Consider the following 18,859-nt stretch of genomic DNA (forward strand, 5'->3'; position numbering starts at 1 on the left):
TGACTTCTCCTGAATGTGGATCAAGGTTTCGCGCCACACCTCTTCGCGACACATCGCGAGGTTCCGTGTCTGCGATCCCATCATCAGCGTGGCTGACACGCCCGTGTGATGGGCAATCCCTGATTTGCCGTTAGCGGACGCGAGCGATTTGCTTCCTAATTTGAAAACGCATGGGTGATCGAGCTCGTGCATGTTCCGGAGTCGCTGCGCAGCGCTCCGTTCGGATTTCAATTTATCTCACTAGGATTCTCTCCATGTCGTCTGTCCCCCAGGGGGGTGCCGCCGCGGCGGTGCCTCGTAAGAAGTACGTTCGCGCTGTTGGCCCTCGGCTGCGCAAACTGCTCTATCTCATCTTCGTGCTCGTTGCCCTTCTGTTCGCCAACGCGGGCTACCTTTCCATCTTCACCTTCTTGGAGTGGTTTCAGGGCGAAACGTACCAGGACTTTTTCTATCAATACATGTTCCTCGCCCACTTGGTGCTGGGGTTGGTTCTCATTCTGCCGCTGATTCTGTTCGGATTGGTCCATATCTGGAACACCAAAAATCGTCGCAACCGCCGGGCGATCAAGATCGGGTACGCTCTGTTCGCAATCAGCATCGCCATTCTCATTACCGGCATCCTGCTGGTTCGGATCGGTGGCTTCGACCTCAAACAGCCCTTGGCTCGTAACACCGTGTATTGGTTGCATGTGGTTTGTCCGCTGGCAGCGGTGTGGCTTTATTGGCTGCACCGCTTGGCTGGTCCACGGATCAAGTGGCGGATTGGGATGAGCTTTGCTGGCGTTGCCGTCGCGGCGATTGCCGTGATGGTGGTGCTGCAGATGCAAGACCCGCGGCAATGGAATGCGATCGGCCCCGATTCTGGTGTGCAGTACTTTGAGCCATCACTGGCCCGTACCTCCAGCGGGAATTTTATCCCCGCCGATGCCATGATGAACGATGAATACTGCCTAAAATGCCACGCCGACATCCATAAGGATTGGTCCGACAGCGTCCACCGCTTTAGCTCCTTCAACAATGCGCCGTACCTAGCCAGTGTGAATGCGACGCGGGCGATGTCCCTCGAACGGGATGGTTCCGTACAAGCTTCACGTTGGTGTGCCGGGTGTCACGACCCCGTCCCCTTTTTCTCCGGTGCATTTGACGATCCTAATTTTGACATGCTCGATCACCCGACCGCCAACGCTGGGATCACCTGTACGGTTTGTCACACGATCACCAACGTCAACAGCGTCCGGGGCAACGCCGACTACACGATTGAGGAACCGCTGCACTATCCGTTCGCCTCGAGCGAGAACGCCGCATTGCAGTGGATCAACAACCAGCTCGTCAAAGCGAAACCATCTTTCCACAAGAAAACGTTTCTCAAGCCCTTCCACAAAACGGCTGAGTTCTGTTCGACCTGTCACAAGGTGCATCTACCCAAAGCACTCAATGGATACAAAGACTTCTTGCGTGGCCAGAACCACTATGATCCGTACCTGTTCAGTGGCGTTTCGGGGCATGGTGCCCGCAGTTTCTACTACCCACCGCAGGCTGTCGATAACTGCAATGAATGCCATATGCCCCTGGTCGCCTCGGACGACTTTGGTGCAAAACACTTTGACGGCGCCGATGAACTGAGTGTTCACAACCACCTGTTCCCCTCGGCCAATACCGGCATCGCTTGGCTGCGCGACCGCGACGATCTTATTTCCATTCACCAGGAGTATCTACAAGACATCGTCCGTGTAGATATCTTTGGAATCCGCGAGGATGCAGAGATCGATGGAGAGCTGACCGCGCCCCTCCGGCCCCAGGTCCCTGCGTTGAAACCGGGTAGCAAGTACTTGCTCGAAACCGTGATCCGTACCCTCAAACTGGGACACCTGTTTACTCAGGGAACCGTCGACAGCAACGAGGTCTGGCTGGAGGTGAAAGTCACCAGCGGTGGTCGCTTGATCGGACAAAGCGGTTTGGTCGACGCTGATAACGAAAACGAGGTCGACCCTTGGTCGCACTTTGTCAACGTGTTCATGTTGGACAAGGATGGTAATCGGATCAACCGCCGAAATCCTGAGGACATCTTCACACCACTGTACAACCATCAGATCCCCCCGGGGGCCGGGCAAACCGTGCACTATGAGCTGCAGATCCCCGACGATGTGACAGAGCCGGTCCAAGTGGAATTGAAACTCCAGTACCGGAAGTTTGATACCGAATTCATGGATTTTGTCGCCGAAGAGAACGCGAAATTGGGCCGGTCCATCCGCGGCTATGAAGCGGGCGAGCGATACGTCAACGAACTGCCGATCACCACGATGGCGGTCGATACGATCGAGTTTCCCATCGAAGGGTTCGAACAAACTGTCGACAATCCAGATCGTGAAATCCCGGCCTGGCAGCGTTGGAACGACTACGGCATCGGTTTACTGCTCAAGGGCAAAGCCGAACTGCGTCAGGCCGAAGAAGCCTTCCTGCAGGTAGAGAAGCTCGATCGCTGGGATGGGCCATTGAACCTGGCCCGGGTGCTTAACACGGAGGGCCGGCTCGATGAAGCCGTCGACGCTCTCCAACGAGCGGGGCGATTCAGCGATACCGAAGGCTTCCCTCGCTGGACCTGGGCATGGCTCTCTGGCGCCGTCAATGCTCAACAAGGCCGTCTCGAGGAAGCAGAGCAGAATCTACGCAGCGTTCTCGAGGATAGCGCCCCCGCGATGCAGAAGCGTGGATTCGACTTCAGCCTCGATATCGAAGTCATCAATCTGCTCGGCAGGACCCTTTTTGACTTGGGGAACGTCCGCGAGCGCCAACAGCGAACTGAGGAAAGCGACCAGTACTTCCAGGAAGCCGTGGTGCAGTTCGAGAAAACGCTGACGATCGATCCCGAGAACGTCTCGGCGCACCACAATCTGCAGTTGCTCTATGACAAACTCGGCGATCCCGAGCGAGCCGCGATTCAGCAGCAATTGCACCTTCGGTATAAACCCGACGACAACGCCGCTGGCCGAGCAATCCGCTTGGCTCGAGAAAAATACCCAGCCGCTGATCACGCTGCCGAAGCTGTCGTGAAGTACTCGCTGCATCGCGAGAAGTCAGCGAGCTTGGAAACGGATCCAGAAATCGACACGGACAGGAAACCGAATGACACGCAAACCATCACGACCGAATCCCAAGAGGAGGCCAACGATGTCCAGTAAGCGAAAGGCAAACCCGTCTCGGGAACATCGTGATCCAACGCGACACAATGCGGCCGATCACGACGAGGTCGACGACGAGCTGCGGGATGACGCGGCGATCAGCCGCGCTCTGCGAGGGTCCTTCATCGCGTTGGTGTGCCTTGCCGTAGTGGGGGCTGCGGTCGCGTACGCCCTTTCACGCCCCGATGCTGCCCCGCCCGTTCGTGAATCCGAACTCGCCACTGTCGAAGTCCGTGAACTGCCCTCGGTGGAAATACCGGCCGTGCCTTTTGCCGATATCACTGACGAGGCCGGTATCGACTTCGTTCACAACAATGGTGCCGTCGGTGATAAGCTGCTTCCCGAAACGATGGGCGGTGGTGTTGCCTTCCTCGACTTCGACGACGATGGCGACCAAGACCTGCTATTGGTCAATTCCAAAGACTGGTCTTGGGATGAACCGAGTGAACGATCCAATACATCGGTGCTCTACCGCAACGATGACGGTGAGTTCGTCGATGTGACAGCCGGTTCTGGGATTGATATTCCCATCTACGCCATGGGCGCCGCCGTGGGCGACTACGACAACGACGGGCGTGTGGATATCTTCATCACCGCCGTCGGCGCAAACCACTTGTTCCACAATCAAGGCGACGGGACTTTCGTCGATGTGTCGGAATCTGCCGGTGTCGCTGGCGACGAGGATCGTTGGAGCAGCAGCGCGGGATGGTTCGACTACGACAATGATGGCGATCTCGATCTCTTTGTTTGCAACTACGTGATGTGGAGCCGTGAGTACGACCAATCGCAAGGGTTCCAACTCGTCGGAGGCGGCCGTGCCTATGGGCGTCCCCAAAACTTCGAGGGCTCGTTCCCCTATCTCTATCGAAACGACGGTGATGGTCAGTTTACCGATGTGTCCGAATCGTCGGGGGTCCAGGTCCGCAATCCCGCCACAGGCGTGCCGCTCTCCAAATCCTTGGGACTGGCGATCTGTGACTTTGACAACAATGGAACACTCGATCTGATCGTTGCCAACGATACCGTGCAAAACCTGCTGCTACGAAACGACGGCGACGGTCACTTCACCGAGATCGGGGCGTTGGCAGGGATCGCCTTCGACTCCAGCGGCGCCGCTCGCGGGGCGATGGGCATCGATGTGACTTCGTTTCGCGACCGCAAGGCGATGGCGGTGGCTATCGGTAACTTTTCCAATGAGATGACGGCTCTCTATGTGACCAAAGCGGGCCGGATGCAGTTTTTTGATGAAGCGATCTCGACGGGATTGGGGCCGAGCACCCGGCTCCTGCTGACCTTCGGGCTGATGTACCTCGATTACGATCTCGACGGGCGGCTCGACCTGTTCTGTGCCAATGGGCACCTCGAAGAAGACATCAATCGAGTGCAACCCAGCCAACACTATGAGCAGCCGCCCCAGCTATTTTGGAACGCGGGGCCGGAGTTCGGTACGGAATTCCTCGCAGTCGGCGAACAGCAAACTGGCCCCGATCTGCTCAAACCGATGGTCGGTCGCGGCGCCACTTATGCTGACATCGATAGCGATGGCGATATCGACATCCTGATCACCGCGAGCGGGCGCAAACCACGACTGCTCCGCAATGAACAACAGCTTGGCCATCATTGGCTGCGTGTAAAACTCGTCGGTGACTCGGAGCGATGCAACCGCGACGCGATCGGGGCCTGGGTGGACGTGACCGTGGGCGATGAAGTGTTATCCAAACAAGTCATGCCGACCCGCAGCTACCTTTCGCAAGTCGAATTGCCATTGACGTTCGGGCTCGGCGATGCCGATGCCGTCCAAGACGTGACGGTGCGGTGGCCCGACGGCGAGAGCGTCTCACTCGGACCGCTCGCAGTGGATCAAGGCCACGTGATCGAGCGGTGAGGGGGCCGAGACTATCCCGTGCAACTACACGCCGGTAAGAACACCGTCGCCACAGAAATCGGGGTTGCCGAATGTTTCCTGCGGGAATCCCATCCGTTCGGCGAGCGTCATCAGGAACCGATTGTGAGGCGTCCGTTTAAAATCGATCGCCCGGTTCCCACGGATGCCCAGCCCCCCGCCGACCAAGACGAAGGGGATGTTGTTGCGGGTGTGTGAGTTGCCTTTGCCGAGTTCGTTCGTCCACACGATAGTGGTGTGATCGAGCATCGATCCCTCACCGCCCGGTTCCGGGGTCTCCTGCAACCGCTTGGCCAAATGCGCGACCTGCTCGCAGTACCAGGTATTGATCTTGATCAGCTTCTCGTAGGAATCCTCATTGCTATCGGGCTCATGCGACAGGGCGTGGTGGCCCTCGTCGATATCGAGCCAACGCAGCTTCGCATTGCCCACGCTATTGGTGATCTGGAAACTGGCGATGCGAGCAAAATCGGCAGCAAAAGAATTGACCAATAGTTCGGTCTGCATCCGCGTGATCTGCGGCATGTTGTCGTTCTGGTCTTCCACGTTCGGCGGCAGTTCTGGAACGGCATGACCGATCGCGTCGGATTTAGCCGCCAGTTCGACCTGCAGATCCTTTTCAACCTTTCGCACGAGCGCCTGGTGCTGCTGCAAGAGATGCCGATCTTCGACACTGACCATCTTCTCGAGCGTGCGGAAGTCATCCGACAGGTCATCGAGGACACTGGCGAGCAATTCGCGGTTCTTCGCTTGACCGTAGAGCTTGTCAAACATCTTGTAGGGATTGTCGATCGGTGCGACCGGTTGGTTCGGCCCGCTGTAGGACATCCGCGTCCAGGTGTCGGCGCGATCGGGAACCATCACACCGAACTCCAGCGAGCCGAAACGTGTTCGCGTTCTCGGGTCCGCTTGCAGTTGGTTCTTGAGAAACTGGTCGATGCTGATCCCCTGAGACCAACCCGCTGGCGTGTCGCTGCCGCCTTGAATGTCGCCGGGGAATAGTTCGACGCCGGTTAGCAAACAACCGATCCCACGCATGTGGCCGTCTCCGTCGCCCTGGATCTGGTTGCACAACCCGTGCATCGTCACGGTCTGATCGCGGAACGGCTTGAGCGGCTTGAGAATCCGCTTAAACTCCATTTCCGACTCGCCCTGCTTCTTGTCCACTTCTGGCCAGAAGTGATCTGGGATGACCCCGTTGGGGCTGAACACAAACACCAGTCGCTGGCGATTGGTCGATTCCGCACCCAGGGCGAGACTGGGCAGATTCGTGGCAAAGTGGGCTGCGGCAGCACTGATACCAGTCTGCTGAAGAAAACGTCGACGTGAGGTAGGCATGGCAGGAGAGGTGGGCTGAGGGGGAGGGGGGTGGGAGCTAGAAGCTAGTGGCTTTCTTGCCGGGAACTGATAACCGCGATCTCGATTAGCAACTCTCGGATATTAAAGCCAGACTGCGCGAACCGCTCAGTGAGCGTTTCTAACTGATCGGCACCGAACGCAGCAATCGGCTGTTTGACAAAATACTGGAACATTCGTTCAACAAACGCCGATTGTGCCTCCGGACTAGTCGCGACGTAGTCGCCGAGGTCACGAGCGGATTGGAATGCAACCTCTTCGTCTTGGCGCGAGGAGTAACCACCGGTGGCATCGATCGGGCGATCGCCTTCCATTATACGGTAATGTCCCACGGCGTCAAAATTTTCCAATGCGAAGCCGAGCGGATTGATCTTGGAGTGACAGATTTGGCAGCTCTCAGGACTGGTCTGGAGCTCAACCCGCTGGCGGGTGGTGAGGTCGGGGTGCAAGTCCGGACTGAGTGGCGTGAATGCCTCATTGGGCGGCCGGAGCACTCGCCCCATCACGTGCCGGACCAAAAAGACCCCTCGGTGGATGGGGGATGTCGTGCGGTGATGAGCGAACTTGGCCATCACGAGCGGATGGGTCAGCACGCCGACGTGAACCTGCTCATCGGCCACACTGCGAGCCATCCCATTGGCCCAGTCCACAGTGATGCTAGCCTCGGACGTCTGTTCCGGATCTGCTGCCTGCCAAGGTTCACCATAGAAATCAGCGAGCCGCGGCGTGGTGAGTGTCCAGTCGGCGGCAACCAACTGACGGTAGTCACTGGCCTCACTCCAGACGACCGAATCGATGAAGCCGTCGAGCGACTGACGCAGGTCGGCGACAACGGCAGCATCGAAACCAGGAAACAGTTCCTCGTCTTTGCGTAAATCGTCCGCTGGCGAGACTTCTAACCAATGGTGAAACATCTCCCGCAGCTTCGCTCGGGTGCGCGCATCATCGACGAGCTTGCGGGCCAACGCCCGACGCCCGTCCTCATCGGCGATCGAGTCCTCTTCAATCCGTCGCAGCATCCAATCATCACCAGGCAGGGAGTCATGCAACGTCAGCGAGATACGGTTGGCCGCTCGTTGGGAGGCAGTTCGATCGACGTCCAGCGTCGGGTAGAGAAACCGTGGCGATTTGAGTGTTAACAGAATCGCATGCCGAATCTGTTCTGTTTCATCTTCATGGGCAGCCGTTGCGGTATCAATGATCCCTTTCGACGCAGCGGGATCAGGCGCCCGGCGATGGGCTACCGCGATCAACTCATCTAGAAATTGAAGCAGCAACTTTTTGCGGCCGATTTTGTCTTTCTTATGCTGCTTGAGATAATCCGGCCACAGTTCGACACTGGCGAGGTCCGCAAATTCAATCGCAGCCGAAGTGACCGCTTCATCCCAGACCGGATCGACTGAGATCCCACGTGGGAATCCGTAGGTGCGGTCATCGGGCGGCATTTGCGTCTCCAACCGCAGCGCGGGAGGTACCCATCCTGGCATCAAGTGGTGAGCGGGCAGGATCTCTTCGACGCCGCCCGGCGGTACCCACGAAAGTGAGATGCTCGAAGGCGGCGTCTCTCCTTTTCGCTTTCGCTGATTCATATCGATCTTGATCGGGTACATTCGTCCGCCTGTCAGCATCAATGAGCGGCGAAACTCATTGCGTCCTTCCGACTGGACGTGGTTGTCGATCAATTGATCGTCATTGTGCCCGAATGCACAGGTGAACGAGGTCGTGCTACGTACGATCAGTTCGTACCGTCCTGTCTCTTCAATCCGCACGCCGCCGTGCCAGTGAGCATGAAACTCCTCACCATCGATCCCCGCGTCGCTGCCATCGGCTTTCTGAGGACCATGCAGCTCAAAGTCGAAGTCCACGACAGGGTCCGTACGAGCGATCTTTTGTGCCTCTTCGTCCCACTTCTTGCCCGTGTAGTACCTTGCTTCCAATCCCTGATTGGCTTTCAGGTCTTCCCAGCGGTCGCGATGGATCTGAGCAAAATGGCTGTACAAATCTGACAGACTACTGCGGAGCTGGTCACCGGTCAGACGCTGCAACGCCAATTGCGGCGGCCGATTCCGCAGCTGGGCCGCTTCGCTATAGAACGCATGATGGATGTAGGCAGCGACAGCTTCGGCATCAGGCCCCACACAGGCATCCGGATCCTCTTCCGGCATGGTGTCCGTGATGAGCTCGGCCAGTTCGCCAATGGACGCGTCCCCCGTCAACGGATCGGGGAAATAGTCCTCAGTCCCCTGTCCAGATTCGCCATGACAGCTCGCACACTGAGCATCGAAAATCACCGCTCCAGCAGCCCGCATCGCCTCCGGATCGCCGCTACCGCGACTAGCAGGCTCCGCCCCAATGACCGCGTGATGGGCGAGCGAACAGATCGCGAACGCCAAAACGAACGCATGGAGCAGGAATAGATTGAGTTTCATGACGCATTTTCCGCAGCAGCCATCATCACAAACGACGCTACGAACTTTTCTCAAGCGGGGGAGAAAGGCAGGATAGGTAGCATCACCCATTGTACGTGATCTCCAGCCAAACACCAAATGACACTTGGGTTTTGGCCATCGTCCTCCCGTAAAATGTTCTCGGCTGGGGTCTGATTCGATCCTACTATTCGAGGCGTAAAATCGGACTAAAATTGGAACTTTCAATTCTCCAGGATTCAGGGCAGAAACCCATTTCAGCACGTTTAAACGACACTTCTCGAACATTTGTGGAACAACTAATCGGCGACCAAGCAGACGCGTGGGGCGTATTTGAACGCGTCTACGCTGGGTTCATCCGGGCAAACCTGAGCCGATCTGGCATCCGCGACTCAGACATCGACGACGTTGCACAGGAGGTCCTGGTCACCGTCGCGCGCGGGGTGAAGCGATTTGAATTTCGGCCGCAAGCGGCGTCGTTTCGCTCGTGGTTGAAATCGGTGGCCCGTAGCCGGGCAATGGATCATCTACGCAGGCAACATCGTCAGCAACCTGAGATCGAGCTCGATGCGATGGCCTACATTCCGTCGCTCGAATGCGAATCAGATGCAACTGGCGAGCACCAGACGGATTTAAAAGAACTCTACGCTCGTGCCACTCTCGAACTATCAAACTATTTTCGTCCAGAATCGGTCAAAATCTTTTTGGCACTGGTCCAAGGTGGCTCTGTGGCCCAATTAGCCAGTGAAACCGGTAAATCTGAGGCCGCCATCCGGCAAACGAAGGTACGCGTTCTCCAGCGACTGCGGGAAATTGCTGGGGAATAGCCACAAAAGAATGGAAAAATTCTAGCCAAATGTTGCGCCGATACGTTCGTATCTGTGGGGAGAGAGAATTCATACCCGTCTTCCCCTGAAATGATCGAACTCCGACGTAGTAGTTTCTCACAATGAACGCCGCACAACCGCAGCACGAGTGCTTTTCGATTGATGCACTGACGAACTATCAGCTTGGCAAGCTGTCCTACGGTGCGATCGCGCAAATTGAACGAGAGGCCTACGACTGCAGCAAGTGTCGGTCACAAATTGCTTCTCTCGATGACGTGGCCGATGAAACGGTACGTCTACTGGCCGGACTGGATCATTCAACGCTTCGATCCGATGCATCGGCGACGCCATTTCGCAGTTCTGCCCAAGACTCGTACCAACCACAGCGTTTCGGAAACTACGATTTGATCCGCCCGATTGGTCGCGGTGGTATGGGAGAAGTGTGGCGTGCCACTCACCGCAGCCTACACCGCGACGTGGCGGTCAAGCTGATGCCGCTCGACAAGTTGATCTGCGACACGTCGCGCATGCGATTTGAAAGAGAATCCACTCACCATGGCGAATTGATTCACGACAACCTGGTGCATGCTTACGATGCTGGTGAAATCGACGGAATTCCTTACCTGGCAATGGAATTGCTCGATGGTTGTGATGCCATCGATTGGTGCGATCCATCGAGGTTATTGCCCTTCGAGGCCGCATGTGAAGTTGCTCGACAGGCAGCACTCGGGCTCGCACACGCGCACTCCAAGGGATTCATCCATCGAGATATCAAGCCCTCAAATCTCCGAATCACATCGATTGGGTGCGTTAAAATTTTGGATATGGGATTGGCCCGTCTCGTTCAACAACAAGGAGTGGCAGAAGCGACAACGTCGAAGAATCAAGTCCTAGGAACCATCGCGTACATGGCACCGGAACAGTTTCGTGACCCAAGTTCCGTCACAGCCTCGGCTGACCTGTATTCGCTCGGGTGCACACTGTTCCACCTACTTTGCGGGCATCCTCCTCATCCAAACGATGACGAAGAAGGGCTCATCGCCACGGCGGTGCGGCGGCACAACCAAGCCGCTCCCGACGTACATTCCCTGCGTCCAGAGATCCCCAAGACACTGAGTCAGCTAGTGGGCAGGCTCATTTCCCAAGATCCAGTGAAGCGAGTCGCATCGGCAGAGGATCTGGTCAAGGAATTATCCGTACTGAGCTCACACACCAAACTGCTGTCGACGATTCAGGGGAACGGCTCCCTGCAGTCGCAAGATATCGTGCCAAAGCGAGTGGCTAGAAAAACCAAGTGGTTTCTGTCCGTCGCAGCGATCGCTGCGACGGTAGTAGGAACTGCCATGTTGATGTCGCGGTCGGCGCACGACAGTCAGGGACGTGGGATTCACTCTCAGAACGCTAGCCAGTTAGGCGTAGGCGACAAGGATGTCGCTGGTCTCCCAGAAATCAACGAGTCCACCCGTCTCGCCGTTCTGAAACTTGCCGTGGACGAGCCCATTCAGAACAAGCTGCTTGTCGCAATCAATGCTCGACCAGAACAAAAGAGCTGGATTGTCTCATTGGGCAATGGACTCATCTCTGCCGTGACTCTCGAAGACTTCCCTAATGATACAACCCTTGTCCACTTGCCAGGTCGAACCCGGATGGCCAAAAACCGAGCGTTGGATGAGTTAGTGCGTTCCGAGGCATCCCACGAACTGCTCGCCAAAATCGGACTGGATGATCATCGCGCGACGACCGCTACTATCGAAATGGCATGTCGCGAAGGAACGGTTGCCGGGCAGGTTCATCTAAAACACCTTGTAGCCGCGCGTGATGAAGAAAGCATTATTGGCGTCGCGATCGCCCGCCGAGACAAGCTTCATGCCGCATGGATCAGTACACCGTGCCTGCCGAAATTGCATCAGTACTATCGAAACGCAATCGTCAAGCGATATCAGGCTGCGATGGAGTCAGGTTCCTGCCAAGCTGCATTGCGAGATATCGAACACCTGATGTCGAAACCGTTCGTCGCTGCTGAGGACTATCTGGCCGCCGCGAATTGCTATGACGCCCTTGGAGATACGAGCGAAGCAGTTTCGACGTTGGATGAAGCCCTTTCATTGGCCCCCAGCCTCACATCCATCGATTTTCTCGTCGCCGTTGGTGACCGCTGTTTAGAAATCGACACCGGTGCTAGCGAAAAGGTTGCCGAACGTGCATTCACCAAAGCGCTCTATCGACTTCAGACCAATCCATAGTTCTTTCTAGTTCCCCTTTTCCCGCTTCAACTACCCGGAGTTTCCAAATGAACCGTGCTCACCTACTCCCTCTCGCGGCAATCATGATTGCCGTCTCCTGCGTCAACGCACAACCGCCATCGATTAGCGAACTGCAGCCCCCAGTCGACGGTGGTCCCACGGAGGTCACGTCTCCAAGCGATGTTGTCGTAACAGGAAATTTGGTTGCAGCAGCGTCGGCGCAGGACGCCGTCAATGCAGCGTCAGAAGCACTCGATAAATCGATTGCCAAGAATCGAGCAGCGGGCTCGAGCAGCGACCAAGACTCCTTCCATGACTTCAAATGGGTGCAGTTTGGAAGCGGCTATGGCATCGTTTCTAAAGGTATCGCCGTCTACAAAGAGCAGCCAAATCCGACCGCTGGGCTCATCGCCCAACGCAATGCCTACGTTGTCGCCTACACGGCTGCGAAAATGGCCATGACCCGTGGCCTGGAGGGGGTAGCCAGCGAGGGTTCAACGGAAAACAAAGAGTTCAGCAAACTGATCGCTGATGCCAATGAGGGAACGACCACATCTGGGGTGACCACCACAGAGACGATCTCGCAAACGGCGAACGGACTGTTGAAAGGCTACGTTGTTTACTCCGTACACGAGGCCGCCGATCCCGATGATGCACAATACCGCATGGTTTCTGTCCAGATCGCGAGCACGCCAAAGACGCTGCAGAGCGTGAGCCGAGTGGGGGCCATCCAAGATGTTGCCACAATCAACGACGGCCTAAGAGCCGCGATGACTGAGATTTCCGAGGGACTCGTTCCACCCGTGGGCGGGCGAGTCATTCAAGTGAAATCAAATGGTGAGATGGCTCTTGTCGGTTTTGGATCCGCCATCGTCGCCAAGTCGACCAACAAGGCACTGAGCATGCGAAACAAGATCGATGCTCAAGGAATTGCCGATGCTCGAGCTCGTGACGCCCTCGTCGGCATCCTGAGTGGCGACGAAGCGGTCTGGTCGTCGGGCGTCAGCTCCAGCGTCAGCCAGGAGTTCTCCGAATCGACCCAGTACGCAGTGGATACGGAACGAGAACGCACTTCCAACGAAACAATCGAATCCGCGCTGGAAACGTTTACCTCCGAGCGAAGCAATGAAGACATTGCTATGTCGGTTCGCAAAGGAGTACTGCCACCCGGAATCGTCCGCAAAGCATGGATATCCGAAGACGGCAACTGGGCAAAGACGATTTGCATCTGTTACCCTGGTTCAACTACACGGGCACAGCAATTCTCGGAGCGAATGACATCCGCTGGACTAGTTAAAGAGCGCAATGACTCAACGGTCGCCCCACCCACGATGAAAGACAATGCAGACGACTCAACGTCAAAGACGAGCAGCGGTCGAAGCGTCGACACGAGTGTTCCCGTCCTCCCCAGCGGACAACTCGACAACGAAGATCTATAACAGGCCAACGCCAGACGATCGTTACTACGGCAAAACGACACCTTCCGCCACAGGTCACGATTTTCGACAAAGCTGAAAGCCTATTGGCAGGTGCTCAAGAATGAACAAATCGGCATTAGCCATGCAGGACCAACCGAAAACCCGATGTCCACGTTGCCGTATTGTGATGAGACCGCGCAAACAGGCATCCGGTGCCAAGTGCACTAACTGTCATTCGTTGCTTCCCCCAGCGCCTCCACCGATCGCTCCCACCGAGCAGTCAGGCGAAACGCTGCGGGAAGAAACACCGCCACCCGACGCGTCTCTCATTCGAACGCAGCCTCGCGAAACAACATTCGCCCCGCGAGTGCGTTCTCGGTTGGGACTGTTCTCCTTCATCGGTCGATACTTCAAAGCCACCCGATGGCCGGTTTGGTTCTGGACGCCTGTGGGCCTACTGATCGCCGCACTGATCAGCATTCTCAAGCCAGCAGTCGCCGGTGTAAACCTTTACCAGATCGCATTCGCATCATTCGCGTTCGGGTGCGTTGCCTTTGCCGTTTTCGCATTAGCACGCAGCTACGACTTTGTATTTCGCAAAGTTCGCACAATTCCCCGCCGTCCACGCAGCAAGATTGCAAAGCTGGCCTACGGAGGCGTCATTGTTTCTTTCTACTTGGCAGGACTTGCCGTGATCGAATCGTATGCTGGACCGCGAGGATTCCTTGCGTCACGCTTCCCAAAGCTGGGTGCGTTTCAGTCCCAGATGCTCGGAGAATCCCAGAGCTTACCAGCCGACCCGGTTTCGTCCCCCTCAATCCCAAGCAATGAAGTAACTGTAAAGTCGCCGACACGCACCACTCCCGAGAACGCCGCACTGCGTTCAAAACCACGAATACAGGAGCAGGCGACGGAACGTGCTAACGCGGTCGATGCCAATCGAACCACCACTGCCAGTCCTGTGACGACCGTCACCTCGACGCCCGCACCACCATCGAAGGCACCACTCAACCCCAAACCGGTTCGGTCATGGATGAACTCCACAGGAAACAGCGACGAGATGGTTGCTGCCGACACCCCACGAGAAATTCCCGAACCCGGTGGTGGCTACTCGGCGAAATTTTCACCAAATGATCGAGGCGCCGTGATTTCCAGCGGCAGCAGTATCGATGACGAGCCAGATGCCAACGGCGGCCGTTCTGCAGGGCCGCAACTCACCCATGCCAGCGAGATCGAAGCTGCCATTGGCTTGGACGGTGAATCAATCGCTAGCAAACTCACCTCTCACGAAGGACAACCAATTTCGTTCGAGCCAGGTGGGACATTTTCTGAACCTCTGATCGTGCCGCTGGGAACGAAGATTCACGGTGGCGCCAAAGCTGTCGTGCAACCAGGCGGAGCTTTTTGACAGATGAAAAACCATCGAAACATCACCATGAAGCGACCATTTGCACCTTTCTTCGCATTGCTCTGCATGCTGACAACTGCTCTATCAGCGACCGGGCAAGACGACATCTTGACCGTCACATCACGAGGCGTGGGCGTTTCGGAAAATGAAGCCAAGAAAGACGCCCTGATCAACGCGATGCAACAAGCGGTGGGTGCCTACCTGGACAGTGAAACGCTGATTGAAAACGATCAAATCATTCATGACAGAGTACTTGCGGTCAGCGATGGGTTCGTGAAAGAATACGACGTCACCGACGGTCCCAATCAACGCCCCGACGGTCTGTACGAAGTCGCGATCAAAGCTGATGTGCAACGCGGCAAAGTACAAGAACGTCTCGAAGCGATTCGTGTCATTGAAAGCACGGTGGCAGGAAAAGACGCCGCTGCGGAAGTATTCACCAAGATCGCGAACGCTGAACAGGGCCAAGAACTCTTGGAAAAGCACCTCGACGGCCTGCTGGAAAAGCTGTTGGTCGCGAGACTGGTCGGCGAAGACGGAAAACCCAGTGAGCAGGTACGCCCGATCGTCGAGATCCAAGAAGATCACCGGATCAAGTGCACATGGAACATCGAAGTGTACTTCGATATGAAAGCCTTCTACGAGCAGGTCGTTCCCCAGCTCGACAAAGTCTTCCGAGCCGTATCTGAAGGGCAACCGGGATCGTGTGTTTTCATGGGACGCCAACTCCCAGTTAAAATGCCAACCGGCTATCCGGTTCTACGTTTAGCCAAAATCCTTGGGTCAATCCCCAACTCCGAGATTAAAGTTTCAGGAAAGCCACTCCCAATCCTTCTGAGCGTTGGGCGCGACAAGTTCGGAACAAACGAACGCTTCCGAGTCTATCTCCTTTCCAGCCTTTTTTACAAAAATGTGCTGCAGGACATTCGCAAGTGCATACTCACAACCGAGCTACACCTCTACGTCCTAGACGAAGACGATAGAATTGTCCGGCAAGATTTATTACCACTGAACGAGGAGTCAACGGCACGCTATTCCAATTATGCGCCGCAACGATTCTATCCCGAGTTTTTACTCCGATTTGGTGGGTCCCGTTATGAGGATGAAGGCATGATCTTAGCACCTCGATTTGTATCGTCCTCAAATGGCACCAGCGGGCGAGCTGGAGTCTATACCGACACACTTCTGATTCCCTACTCCTTCATGATCGAACAATCCGACCTTGAAAGCATATCAAGTGTTCGCTTTCGGTTCGCACAGTAACTCCGCGGCACCTTCATGGTTCACCCATGAAGCCGGCTAGACCGCACCTGCCACATCCACCACCTGACTCCAGAGTATTAGAGTGATTACCGGTATCTCAATCGAGAATTTCAAAGGTGTTCGAGACAGGATTCACTTGGGGCTTCGGCCCATCACGCTACTGTTTGGAGCCAACTCCGCAGGAAAAAGCACAGTCACGGATGCATTGAATTTCTTTGAATCCGTACTCACTGCCGGCTCCGCCACCTTCCGCGATCTCACGGCAGCGGAGAACGGCGATGCTAGAAACGAACTCTCGTTCGAACGATTGGTACACAATCACGATTTGAGTCAAGTCATGAGGCTGGGGGTGGAATGCGAATTAACTCAGGGCGACCGTAATGTTTCGGTTAACAGCATGGAAGACACTGCCAGCTCTTCCGACTGGGGTGGGCCAACAAGCTACGAGATTTCTCTACCAGACGAATTTCGAAGCATATCGATCGAATTTGAGATAAGCAGTATCTTAGATGGGCGTGACCATGCGACCTCGCGAACAGGGTTCTTGCGAGGCTTCACGGTTAGCTACAACGATGAACCAATGGTTCATGTTGTGGATCGTCGACAAAAGCATGGGCATTTGAATGGATACGAATGGACCGCAGATCTCAACCATCCACTTTTGAGTGAAATCGACCAATCTGGAGAAATTCAGTTTTCAAACATCCATCACAGAATCATCGCCGACGACCACGACCCGCCGCTCAAGGATGGTTTTTATCAGGCATTTTCGGAGCAAGAAGAGATACCAAGCGACCCCGCCGCTACCTTTCTCAACGCATTTGTTTTGAAAGCGTTTCGAACCCTAAAACTGCGTTTGTCTCAGCGAAGAACAATCGGAGGAATCCGCGACATCCCTCATCGTGATTCGATACCGATGCCATGCAACACCTCAATGAGGTGGAGCAATGGTTTGGCTGCATGGGATTACCTGGCGCACTGCGATAGAAGATCCTTGGACAAAGTCAATTATTGGCTAGGGAGCGAGCGACTGGGGGCCCGTTATCAACTGAAGCAACGTGTGCTCGTCGATTTTCAAGACTGTGTCGATCATGTTCGTGCGTTTGAGCAACACGAAGATCCTGCGAGAATGCAATCGCACTTTGAACTGCAGCATCGATCTGAAAGACGAATTGGATTGGTCCCAGAATATGACCAATTTCATGACGAATCCCCTTTCCTGCATCCTTCTGAGGTTGGCACTGGGTTGTCGCAGATCATCCCTGTCATCGTTGCCTGCATCCACCCAGATCCTTGCTTTAGCTCAATTGCACAGCCCGATCTGCATTTGCATCCTCGGCTACAATCTGAACTGGGGGATCTTTTCATTCACTCGTTCAACACAGACCAACGAAATCGATTCCTTCTTGAAACGCACAGCGAACACTTGATTCTGCGAATTCTTCGCCGGATCCGAGAGACACATGCAGGAACGGTTCGGGAAGAATTGAAAATCGCCACTGATGATCTCGCCATCTACTACATTAGTCAGGACAAAGGCTTCACGCAGATTCAAATGATTGAAGCGGACGTTCGAGGCGAGTTCATCCAGCCTTGGCCCGATGATTTCTTCGAACTCGATTTTTACGAAAGGTTTGGATAATGCTCACCGAATTCGCTTTCACTCCAGGAGTTTTCGAGCGTGAGTCCTACGAGTCAGACAAAGTCTGGTCCGATACTCTGAGAGCGTTGGCGGCGGAAATGTTCCCACGCACTGGACCAAGCCCGGTTGTTGCCTCCGATCTTTTCAGCGGGAGCCTGCTACCAGAGATTAGGAAACAGGTTCGACGAATTGAGAATGACAATGTGCGATTTTTGGCGGATGGCTTGCTGACTAAGATACAACAAGTTGCAGTGCAGCGTCCTGGAATGCGCAATTGGCCTGAAAGCGACCTGGATTGGTTCCAAGAGTCGCTCGCCTCGCATCGCGACGAACCAATCGGCCGTATTGTCTCGACACGGTCAACGATTGAGAGCGGCGAGATCAGTGATCCGTCGGTCTATCCAGTTGAAGATACAAACGAGGACAAGTTCTGGAATGGAATCGGGATGTCGTCATCCCCGCATCTGATCGCTGACGAGCAAATGAATCTTCTGCGTACGATGCTTCTGCATGCCGACTGGATTGCAATCATCAACCCATACTCGGTGGACAACGAACGCGCATTTGTGCGGGCGATCTACGCGAATGCTACTACGAGAAAACCAGGATATGATGTCCCCGATTTTGAAATCCATGGCCAATTGGATGGCCGTTTTGAGGCCTCGAGTCAACAGAGCAATGCGGAGGATTTGAAAAAAAGCCTCGCCATAATCCACTCTATCGAATCAAATATCAGTATATTCTTTTGGCCAAAGTTTCTCGATCGCTACGTGGTTGCCGGAACTTACACCTCCACATCGTCCGAAGTGAAGCGAAAAAAGATACGCTGGGGTGTGAGCATGAGTCATGTGGCGCGAGACAACGATCAACCTGATGTTCGTACCTCCTGGCATCTCATGCAAAAAGATGGCCTCCGCCACGTCGAAAGCAAGTTTCTGTCGGCAGAAAGTCGTGAGAGTATTCAGTCGATTGAAATTGGTTCATCCGACGGAAGCGTGCGCAGAGCACAGCGGAAGGTTTTTTGAGGCATGGCTCTCGTATCCAATGATCGTTCAAAAATGCGTCCCTGACGAACAAACGCTCGCCAGGGACCGACAACACCATTGGCGTACCGCTTTTGCAGGGAAACGCTGGCGACCGAGATATCCCTTGCCAAGCCAGCACCTCTTCAGAGCTCGGCTCCGTTTCTCCCGG

11 protein-coding genes are annotated in these 18,859 nt (G+C 55.3%); 9 read left to right on the forward strand and 2 right to left on the reverse strand.

Annotated features, from left to right (window positions below; genetic code table 11):
* Positions 1-254: 254 nt before the first annotated feature.
* Positions 255-3,179: a multiheme c-type cytochrome gene (locus CA85_RS04125; protein WP_146390053.1), complete on the forward strand. Its 2,925-nt coding sequence runs from the start codon at positions 255-257 to the stop codon at positions 3,177-3,179.
* Positions 3,169-5,064, forward strand: a complete 1,896-nt coding sequence (locus CA85_RS04130) for a CRTAC1 family protein (protein WP_146390054.1) — start codon at positions 3,169-3,171, stop codon at positions 5,062-5,064. The genes CA85_RS04125 and CA85_RS04130 overlap by 11 nt, the downstream gene beginning before the upstream one ends.
* 24 nt (positions 5,065-5,088) lie before the next feature.
* On the opposite strand, the gene CA85_RS04135 is transcribed toward CA85_RS04130, so the two are convergent.
* Together CA85_RS04135 and CA85_RS04140 are read right to left on the reverse strand one after the other, a co-directional pair.
* Positions 5,089-6,420 carry a DUF1552 domain-containing protein gene (locus CA85_RS04135; protein WP_146390055.1) on the reverse strand — a complete coding sequence of 444 codons (1,332 nt, stop codon included), beginning with the start codon at positions 6,418-6,420 and terminating at the stop codon, positions 5,089-5,091.
* 44 nt (positions 6,421-6,464) lie between these two features.
* Complete coding sequence (locus CA85_RS04140) at positions 6,465-8,867, reverse strand: DUF1588 domain-containing protein (protein ID WP_146390056.1); 2,403 nt, start codon at positions 8,865-8,867, stop codon at positions 6,465-6,467.
* Positions 8,868-9,154: 287 nt separating this feature from the next.
* Here CA85_RS04140 and CA85_RS04145 point away from each other — a divergent pair, with 287 nt between their 5' ends.
* The 7 genes from CA85_RS04145 (at position 9,155) to CA85_RS04175 (ending at position 18,690) form a co-directional block, all read left to right on the forward strand.
* Positions 9,155-9,691, forward strand: a complete 537-nt coding sequence (locus CA85_RS04145; RefSeq protein WP_186774735.1) for an RNA polymerase sigma factor — start codon at positions 9,155-9,157, stop codon at positions 9,689-9,691.
* 122 nt (positions 9,692-9,813) lie between these two features.
* Positions 9,814-11,934, forward strand: coding sequence for a serine/threonine-protein kinase (locus CA85_RS04150; protein ID WP_146390058.1), 2,121 nt, complete (start codon positions 9,814-9,816; stop codon positions 11,932-11,934).
* A gap of 47 nt (positions 11,935-11,981) precedes the next feature.
* The gene (locus tag CA85_RS04155; RefSeq protein ID WP_146390059.1) at positions 11,982-13,373 is read left to right on the forward strand and encodes a hypothetical protein; all 1,392 of its coding nucleotides are present in this window, start codon (positions 11,982-11,984) and stop codon (positions 13,371-13,373) included.
* Between the two features lie 166 nt (positions 13,374-13,539).
* The gene (locus CA85_RS04160; RefSeq protein ID WP_146390060.1) at positions 13,540-14,760 is read left to right on the forward strand and encodes a hypothetical protein; all 1,221 of its coding nucleotides are present in this window, start codon (positions 13,540-13,542) and stop codon (positions 14,758-14,760) included.
* Positions 14,761-14,937: 177 nt separating this feature from the next.
* Positions 14,938-16,023: a hypothetical protein gene (locus CA85_RS04165; RefSeq protein ID WP_186774736.1), complete on the forward strand. Its 1,086-nt coding sequence runs from the start codon at positions 14,938-14,940 to the stop codon at positions 16,021-16,023.
* 82 nt (positions 16,024-16,105) lie between these two features.
* The gene (locus CA85_RS04170; protein WP_186774737.1) at positions 16,106-17,665 is read left to right on the forward strand and encodes an AAA family ATPase; all 1,560 of its coding nucleotides are present in this window, start codon (positions 16,106-16,108) and stop codon (positions 17,663-17,665) included.
* Positions 17,665-18,690, forward strand: a complete 1,026-nt coding sequence (locus CA85_RS04175; protein ID WP_146390062.1) for a hypothetical protein — start codon at positions 17,665-17,667, stop codon at positions 18,688-18,690. Before CA85_RS04170 ends, CA85_RS04175 begins: the two co-directional genes overlap by 1 nt.
* Positions 18,691-18,859: the final 169 nt, after the last annotated feature.

The organism is Allorhodopirellula solitaria, assembly GCF_007859855.1.
In the GTDB taxonomy this organism is placed as follows: domain Bacteria; phylum Planctomycetota; class Planctomycetia; order Pirellulales; family Pirellulaceae; genus Rhodopirellula; species Rhodopirellula solitaria.